This is a genomic window from Planococcus liqunii, from assembly GCF_030413595.1.
In the GTDB taxonomy this organism is placed as follows: domain Bacteria; phylum Bacillota; class Bacilli; order Bacillales_A; family Planococcaceae; genus Planococcus; species Planococcus liqunii.
This window is the reverse complement of record NZ_CP129238.1, coordinates 3,947,000-3,955,745: the sequence shown is the minus strand read 5'-3', so window position 1 is coordinate 3,955,745 and position 8,746 is coordinate 3,947,000. Positions and strand designations below refer to the sequence as shown.

General features: G+C 46.0%; 8 protein-coding genes. All 8 read left to right on the top strand.

Annotation, left to right across the window (positions count from 1 at the left end; translation table 11 throughout):
* Positions 1-577: 577 nt before the first annotated feature.
* The 8 genes from rpmH to noc all read left to right on the top strand — a co-directional run bounded on the left by rpmH (position 578) and on the right by noc (position 8,654).
* Positions 578-715 carry a 50S ribosomal protein L34 gene (gene rpmH, locus QWY22_RS19545; protein WP_006830546.1) on the top strand — a complete coding sequence of 46 codons (138 nt, stop codon included), beginning with the start codon at positions 578-580 and terminating at the stop codon, positions 713-715.
* Positions 716-1,075: 360 nt separating this feature from the next.
* Positions 1,076-1,417, top strand: coding sequence for a ribonuclease P protein component (rnpA, locus tag QWY22_RS19540; RefSeq protein WP_300982430.1), 342 nt, complete (start codon positions 1,076-1,078; stop codon positions 1,415-1,417).
* A 61-nt stretch (positions 1,418-1,478) separates the two neighbouring features.
* A complete protein-coding gene (yidC, locus tag QWY22_RS19535; RefSeq protein ID WP_300982429.1) occupies positions 1,479-2,303 on the top strand; it encodes a membrane protein insertase YidC in 825 nt (274 codons plus the stop codon).
* A complete protein-coding gene (gene jag, locus QWY22_RS19530; RefSeq protein WP_300982428.1) occupies positions 2,300-3,031 on the top strand; it encodes an RNA-binding cell elongation regulator Jag/EloR in 732 nt (243 codons plus the stop codon). The genes yidC and jag overlap by 4 nt, the downstream gene beginning before the upstream one ends.
* Positions 3,032-3,358: 327 nt before the next feature.
* Positions 3,359-4,744 carry a tRNA uridine-5-carboxymethylaminomethyl(34) synthesis GTPase MnmE gene (gene mnmE, locus QWY22_RS19525; RefSeq protein ID WP_300982427.1) on the top strand — a complete coding sequence of 462 codons (1,386 nt, stop codon included), beginning with the start codon at positions 3,359-3,361 and terminating at the stop codon, positions 4,742-4,744.
* 22 nt (positions 4,745-4,766) lie between these two features.
* The gene (gene mnmG, locus QWY22_RS19520) at positions 4,767-6,656 is read left to right on the top strand and encodes a tRNA uridine-5-carboxymethylaminomethyl(34) synthesis enzyme MnmG (protein ID WP_036810857.1); all 1,890 of its coding nucleotides are present in this window, start codon (positions 4,767-4,769) and stop codon (positions 6,654-6,656) included.
* Positions 6,657-6,958: 302 nt separating this feature from the next.
* Positions 6,959-7,672 (top strand): 16S rRNA (guanine(527)-N(7))-methyltransferase RsmG, encoded by a 714-nt coding sequence (gene rsmG, locus QWY22_RS19515; protein WP_300982426.1) that lies wholly within the window; start codon positions 6,959-6,961, stop codon positions 7,670-7,672.
* 109 nt (positions 7,673-7,781) lie between these two features.
* The gene (noc, locus tag QWY22_RS19510) at positions 7,782-8,654 is read left to right on the top strand and encodes a nucleoid occlusion protein (RefSeq protein ID WP_300982425.1); all 873 of its coding nucleotides are present in this window, start codon (positions 7,782-7,784) and stop codon (positions 8,652-8,654) included.
* The last annotated feature ends 92 nt before the right edge of the window (positions 8,655-8,746 follow it).

Genomic DNA, 8,746 nt, shown 5'->3' with positions numbered 1-8,746 from the left:
CATCTTACCCACAGTTTGTGGATAACTTATTTGGGCTAAAAATTATTAACAAGTGAAAACAAGTCTATGTTAACAAAAAAACTGAGACATTACAAGAAGTACTTATACTTATCCACATTCCCTTTATTATGCACACTTAAGCTATCCACAGGGGCTTCTTATGTGCAGAAGTTGTAGATAAGGGGTGTGGATAAAATTTTTTCGAAAAATATTGGTGCACAATATTTTTTTGGTTTTCTGAAGCAAATGTGGATAACTCGGGAAGAAAAGGAGAACGAAAAATCCACGAGGAATTCAAGCGGTTTTGCGGATGGATTTTGTTGTTTCTTTCATATGAAGCAGCAAGGGCAAAATCCCTTTTCAAATCCGTTCAGTAAAAGAGGGAGCAGAAAATAAAGAAAGGCAAGGCGAAAAGGGGACGGTTTTGCTGGAGATCTGACAGACGGAGCGTGTATGCGGCAAAACCGGTGATTGTTTCTCCTTTTTAATAAGACATTGACATTTGAAGCATGCCGGCTATATAATAGTCAAGACTGTCTTTGAGAAAAGAGTTAACTTTTATTCAGGAGGTGTCACCATGACATTACGCACATACCAACCAAATACTCGTAAACACAGCAAAGTACACGGCTTCAGAGCACGTATGAGCACGAAAAACGGACGTAGAGTAATTGCTGCACGCCGTCGCAAAGGAAGAAAAGTATTATCAGCTTAAGTCCACTGACCGCATCAGTGGTCTTTTTTTCTTTTCTGAACGAAAAGCGGAAGTGCCTGTTTAGCTCTGAAAGGCCTAAGACGGACCAATGGAGTGGCGGTTTTTGCTACGTAATTGGATTGGCTTATATTCCGAAGAGCTAGGCACTGGAGTCTGGACAATGAGAAAAGCGCAAGCGCCCGTGTAGATTCGACGGGCATAAGACGAAGGGGCGAAGCGGCGTTCTTTGCCGCATAGCCAGAGTAGTTTATGACCCTAGAACCTGGGCGCTGGAGTCTGGACAGGGAAATACTCCTTTCTAAGATTTTTCGAGTTTAAAGAGCTATACTTTCTTGTAGAGTCGAATAAGCAGGTGAAAAAATGAATAAGCAACAACGGATCAAGAAAAACATTGAATTTCAACGGATTTTTAAAAAAGGAAAGTCCTTTGCCAATCGCCAGTTTATCGTCTACGTCTTAAAAAACGATCAGCCGGAATTTCGGGTGGGATTATCCGTTAGCAAAAAGGTAGGAAACGCAGTTACGCGAAACCGCATCAAGCGCTATATCCGTCAAACATTCCTCGAATTGAAAGACGATGTGCTGCCAAATGCGGATTACGTTATTATCGCCCGGCAACAGGCGGCCAATTTGGATTTTCACGAAAGCAAGAAAAGTTTGGAGCACGTTTTAAAAATTGCCCGTGCTTTGCCTCGGAAGTAGAAAGAGTTATTGCAAGAATGCTATTATAGAAGCAACTGAAAATAAGTTTGGGGGAAGAAGGTTGAATAAGCGAATAGTACTGCTTATTTCACTGGTGGCAGCGACCGTGCTGCTTGCCGGCTGTACAGAATTCAACGAGCCGATCAGTGGAAACAGTGAAGGATTTTGGAACGAATTTGTAGTTTGGCCTCTAGTCTCAGTCATTACGTATTTCAAAGGCTTGCTTGGAACATACGGACTTGGGATTATTGCAGTAACAATCATTATCCGTTTGGTGCTTTTGCCATTGATGGTGAAGCAGACCCGCAGCTCAAAACGCATGCAGGAAGTACAACCGAAATTGAAAGAGCTGCAAGCGAAATACAAATCGAAAGATGCAGTCACGCAGCAGAAATACCAGCAGGAAATGATGGCATTGTTCCAGGAAAACGGCGTGAACCCGATGGCGGGCTGTTTGCCGGTATTGATCCAAATGCCGATTTTGATCGGTTTTTACCACGCGATCAGCCGGATGAACAACACCTCGTCAATCGACCTTGGTTCGTTTTTGATTTTCCCGCTAGCTGAACCAAGCATTATTTTGGCTGTTATTGCTGGTTTGATGCAATTTATCGTTTTGCGCACCGGTCCTGCTATGGACAACCCGCAAATGAAAATCATGATGTATTTCATGCCGGTCATGATTATCGGATTTGGTGTCGTATTGCCATCCGCATTGACTCTATACTGGGTAATCGGAAACATTATTTCCTTGATTCAAAACCTGGTTATTTACAAGCCATGGGAGAAAAAAGAGCCGGTTCCAGCGGAGCCAGTGGCTGGACCAAGAAAAGAAGTGAAGCAACCTGTTAAGACGAAAGCGAAAGCAGGAGGGGCTAAAAAGTGAAACAGATTACGCAGACGGGTACAACTGTTGAAAACGCGATATCTGCAGCATTAGAAAAACTCCAAGCAACACGTGAACAAGTAACGGTCAATGTGATCCAGAACGAAAAAAAAGGATTTTTGGGCTTTGGATCCAAACCGGCTGAAGTCGAAGTCATCGTAAATGAACTGGAAGCTGCGCCGCTTGAAAAAGAGGAAGCAGTGATGGAGACGGCGGTGGCGGAACCGGAAGAAATTTTAGAAGAACTGGTGGAAGAAGCGCCAAAAGCAACAAATGAGCGAGCCATCCAGGAAACGAAAGATTATATTCAGTCCATTGCCAAAGGCATGATGATTGACGACTTAATCATTACGCATAAGCAAAACGGCAAACAAGTCAGTTTCTATCTGGAAAGTGAAAAAGTGGCCATGCTGATCGGCAAACGCGGCAATACGCTGAATTCCCTTCAGCAGCTTGCCCAGCTGGTGGCCAATAAATACTCCAACCAGTTTATGATGGTGGAGCTGGACGCGGAAAATTATCGGGAGCGGCGCCAGGAAACCTTGGAGCAGCTGGCAGACCGGATGGCGGATAAAGCGATCCGGACCGGCGGCCGCGTTCAATTTGAACCGATGCCGTCTTACGAGCGGAAAGTCATCCATCAGGCATTGTCTCGCCGGATGGACATTGATACGTATTCAGAAGGAAAAGACCCGAACCGTTATTTGGTCATTGAACCGCTGAAATAGTTCGGATGATTCCGCCACGTAACGAATAAAAAACGGCTTGCTCTATGCAAGCCGTTTTTTATTGGCGTTTTTTATGAAACTTTTGGGAAAACCAAGCGCTTCACCTTTCGGATTCCGGCCATTTATGCTATTGTAATATGTTAGAAAGTCATGTGCTTTTGCTGGTTGTCCACATGTGGACAACTTTTTTAGAGAGAAAAATTCTTTTTGTGCTTGAAAAAGTCTGGGGATAAGTTTTTGGCCAGGTTTTTTTTGTTTTTAATTCATTTTAAGTGCAGGTTTAATATAAGCTCCTGTACTTTTCTATAATAGAGAGGACGGAATACCATGGAATTCGATACAATTGCTGCAATCTCCACGCCAAGCGGTGAAGGCGCCATTGCCATTGTCCGCCTGAGCGGGCCGGAAGCAATCGGGATTGCGGATAAGCTGTTCCGCGCCCCAAGCGGAAAACAATTGGCGACGCAACCTACGCATACCATTCATTACGGGCATTTGGCGGATCCGTGGACGGAGGAAGTAGTGGAAGAAGTCATGGTATCGTTCATGAAAGCTCCAAAAACCTTCACCCGCGAAGACGTCATTGAAATCAATTGCCACGGCGGCATTGTGTCCGTCAACCGGGTATTGGCCCTTGTGCTTCGCGCTGGTGCACGGTTGGCAGAACCGGGGGAATTTACGAAACGGGCATTTTTAAACGGCCGTATCGACCTTTCGCAAGCGGAAGCAGTCATGGATTTGATCCGTGCGAAAACAGACCGGGCAATGGATGTGGCCTTGAACCAGATGGAAGGCCGTTTGTCGAAACTCATTGGGACGCTTCGCCAGGCGCTTCTGGAATCCATTGCACAAATGGAAGTGAACATCGACTACCCCGAGTATGACGATGTAGAGGAAATGACACGTCCGATTATGCTTGAAAAAGCCCTATGGGTGCGTTCGGAAATTGATAAACTGCTGCAGACTTCTTCGCAAGGGAAAATCTTGAGAGAAGGCCTTTCCACGGTGATTGTGGGGCGTCCAAATGTCGGTAAATCGTCTCTTTTGAACAGCCTGGTGCAGGAAAACAAAGCCATTGTAACGGAAATTGCGGGAACAACCCGTGATATAATCGAGGAATATGTAAACGTCCGCGGTGTGCCGCTGCGTTTGGTGGACACAGCGGGGATCCGGGAAACGGAAGACATTGTAGAACGCATCGGTGTGGAACGTTCACGCAAAGTGCTGAAAGAAGCTGATTTGATTCTTTATGTCTTGAATTATTCGGAAGCGCTGACGGAAGAAGATGAACGATTGTTTGAAGCGGTACGGGATATGGATTATATTGTAGTCATCAATAAAACCGATTTGCCGCAGAAAATCGATCTGGATTACGTACAGCAGTTGGCAGGCGATAAATTGCTGGTCACCACTTCGCTGATTGAAGAAGAAGGCATCGACCAGTTGGAAGAAGCTATTGCTGAACTGTTTTTTGAAGGGCAAATTGAAGCAGGGGACATGACCTATGTTTCCAATGCGCGCCATATTGCGCTGCTTCACCAGGCGCACCAGACCATTTCGGATGCCATTGAGGCGGCGGATATGGATGTGCCCGTTGATATGATTCAAATTGATGTCACTCGAACATGGGAAATTTTAGGGGAAATCATCGGCGATACGGCAGATGATGGGTTGTTGAACCAATTATTCTCTCAGTTCTGTTTAGGGAAATAAACTTCGAAGGGAATGAACGAACATGCCACAATACGAAGCAGGCACGTTCGATGTCATCGTCGTAGGAGCCGGACATGCCGGAGCAGAAGCTGCTCTTGCATCCGCTCGCATGGGTGCCAAAACACTTGTGTTGACGATGAATCTGGATATGATCGCATTTATGCCATGCAACCCGTCAATCGGCGGACCCGCAAAAGGCATTGTTGTACGGGAAATTGACGCACTTGGCGGAGCCATGGGGCGCGTTATCGATAAAACACACATTCAAATGAGAATGTTGAACACAGCAAAAGGGCCAGCTGTCCGCGCACTTCGTGCACAAGCCGACAAAGTGCTTTACCAGCAGGAAATGAAACGCCTGATGGAAGAAGAAAAGAACTTGACGCTGCACCAGGGGATTGCTGAAAAATTAGTAGTGGAAGACGGCAAAGTGACCGGATTGATCACGCAAGTAGGCGGCATTTACCGGGCAAAATCCGTCGTCATCACGACAGGCACTTTCCTGCGCGGCGAAATCATCATCGGCGATTTGCGCTACTCCAGCGGACCAAACAACCAGCAGCCATCAATCAAGCTGGCAGAAAACCTGGAAGAGCTCGGCTTTGAAACCGTCCGCTTTAAAACAGGGACGCCGCCGCGCGTCAACAGCAACTCCATTGACTACAGCAAAACAGAAATCCAGCCGGGCGATGAAGAACCGCGTGCGTTCAGCTACGAAACAACTGAATTCATCATGGATCAGCTGCCGTGCTGGCTGACGTATACAAATGAAAAAACCCACCAGATCATCGACGAAAATCTTCACTTATCGCCGATGTATTCCGGCATGATCAAAGGGACGGGCCCAAGATACTGCCCGTCGATCGAAGACAAAGTGGTGCGTTTCAACGACAAACCGCGCCATCAGATTTTCCTCGAGCCGGAAGGCCGTAATACGCGCGAGGTTTACGTACAAGGGCTTTCAACCAGTTTGCCTGAACACGTGCAAAGAAAACTGTTAGAATCGATTCCAGGGCTTGAGAAAGCGGAAATGATGCGTGCCGGATACGCCATCGAATACGATGCGATCGTACCAACGCAATTATGGCCGACACTCGAGTCGAAACAGCTTGAAAATCTTTATACAGCAGGACAGATCAACGGAACTTCCGGCTACGAAGAAGCAGCGGGGCAGGGCTTGATGGCGGGCATTAACGCGGCAGCCAAAGTACTGGGCAAAGAAGAAGTGATTCTGAGCCGCTCTGACGCTTATATCGGCGTGTTGATCGATGATTTGGTGACGAAAGGCACAAACGAGCCTTACCGTTTGCTGACATCACGAGCGGAATACCGTTTGCTGCTGCGCCATGATAACGCAGATATGCGTTTGACGGAACTGGGCCACCAAATCGGCATGATTTCCGATGAGCGCTATGCCAAATTCCTGGCAAAAAAAGACCGCATTGAAGCGGAAATCAAACGCCTCCGCGGCATGATGATCAAACCGAACGACATCACGCAGCAATTGATCCGTGATGCAGGCGGCAGTGAACTGAAAGACGGCATCCGGGCTGCTGATTTATTGAAGCGCCCTGAAATGACTTACGATATGATTGCCCAGCTGACAGCTTCTGAAGTGGAACTGGAAGATGAAGTGAAAGAGCAAGTTGAAATTCACATCAAATACGAAGGCTATATCGAAAAATCGCTTCAGCAAGTAGCCAAACTGAAAAAAATGGAAGACAAAAAAATTCCAGAAAACATCGATTACCATTCAATTTCCGGTCTGGCAACAGAAGCACGCGGCAAACTGGCTGAAGTGCGTCCGCTGTCGATTGCACAGGCTTCCCGGATTTCAGGCGTGAACCCTGCTGACATTTCAATTCTTTTGGTGTATATTGAACAAGGTAGAATTGCAAAGATTCCATCTTAATATAAAAAAGCGCAGGCGCCTATCCGGGGCCGACAAGCTTAAGGCAGAACACGCCGGAAATCCTGATTTCCAGAGTGGGGTGACTTAAGACCTCGAGGCCCCAGGCGCCGGAGCTGGACATAGAAAAGCGCAGGCGCCTATCCGGGGCCGAAGCTGTAGAAATAAAAGCGCAAACGCCTGATTAAGTAAAAAGGCGATAAGCTAGACACATAACAAATGGGCTGGCAGAGACCAGCCCATTTTTACATAATGAAATGCCTATCGGTTTACATATAGAACAAAGAAAAGAGGGAGGAAAAAAAGTGAACGAACAACAATTCAAAGACGCCCTCAGTGAAAAAGGAATCGATTTGACTCCGGCTCAACTCGATCAATTCCGCATCTATTTCGAAGAACTGGTTGAGTGGAACGAAAAAATGAATTTAACGGCCATTACAGACCAGCCATCTGTCTACTTGAAACATTTTTTTGATTCGATTACCGCTGCTTTCTACGTAGATTTCACGAAGCCGCTCAAAGTTTGCGATGTGGGAGCCGGGGCAGGATTCCCGAGCATCCCTCTAAAAATTTGCTTCCCTCATATTGAAGTGACCATCGTGGACTCATTGAACAAGCGCATCCAATTTTTGAATCATTTGAGCGATAAGCTGAACTTATCAAATGTCCGTTTCATCCATTCCCGTGCAGAAGATTTTGGCCAGTCCGAACACCGGGAAAGTTATGACCTGGTTACAGCAAGAGCCGTGGCAAGGCTTTCCGTTTTAGCGGAATTGTGTGTGCCGCTCGTGAAAAACGGCGGGCTTTTTGCAGCGATGAAAGCTGCATCAGCGCCTGACGAATTAAAAGATGCCGAAAAAGCCTTGTTGAAACTAGGAGTTAAAGAAGAAAGCATCCATTCGTTTAAATTGCCTATAGAAGAAAGCGACCGTCACATTCAGGTATTCCGCAAGTTTAAAGAAACACCTAAAAAATACCCGCGCAAACCAGGGGTGCCAAATAAATCTCCTATTGCCTAAGGCGAAAAAAGAGAACATGCAATGTTTCACGTGGAACATGGAAATTTAAGAAAAGCGATTAAAATACTATAAAGTAAGCAAGTGAGCTTTTAAAAGGTGGTGCTAGAGGATGAAGAGTCCTTTTTCCCGATTTTTCGGGAGCGGCGATAAAGCAGAAGAAGCAGAACAGGCAGCAGAAGTGAAACCAGTCAATAAAGCTTCGGAAGAAGTAGTCAAATTGCCGATTGCTAAAATCAGCGCAAATAAATTCCAGCCTCGTACAGTTTTCGATGAAGAGAAGATTGAAGAGCTGGCTCGCACAATTGAAATCCATGGCGTTATTCAGCCCATTGTAGTCCGGGCGTCGGAACAAGAAGGCGATTACGAAATCATTGCAGGGGAACGGCGTTTTCGGGCAATGTCTTCTCTCGGTTGGGAAGAAGTTCCGGCGATCATCCGCCAGCTAAGCGATAAAGAAACAGCATCGATTGCTTTGATTGAAAACTTGCAGCGGGAAGAACTTACGTCGATTGAAGAAGCAAATGCTTATCAAAACCTGCTGGAAATCCAAGGCATCACCCAGGAAGCCCTTGCACAACGTCTTGGAAAAGGGCAATCGACAGTGGCGAATAAACTTCGGCTGTTGAAATTGCCTGAAGAAATCCAGATGGCTTTATTGAATCGCATCATTACAGAACGGCATGCACGAGTATTGCTAAAAATCAAAGATGCAGATAAACAGAAAAAAATGTTTGATGAAACAGTCGAACAAGGGTTGAACGTCAAGCAGCTGGAGATGCGGGTTGAAAAATTGTTATCCACTGAACCGAAAAAGGCCAAGCCAAGGCGCAAAGCAGTCAGCCGCGATGTCCGGATTGCGATGAATACCATCAAAGAATCGTTGAGCATGGTGACCAAAAGCGGGATCAACTTGTCGGCTGAAGAAGAAGAACACGAAGAGTATTACCAGATTACCGTGAAGATCCCTAAGAAAAAAGCATAAAAAAGCTCTTTCCGATTTCGGAAAGAGCTTTTTTAATAGGACTGTAACGATAAAATGTTTATCGTTTTGTTACAATAAGGAAAGAAACTGTC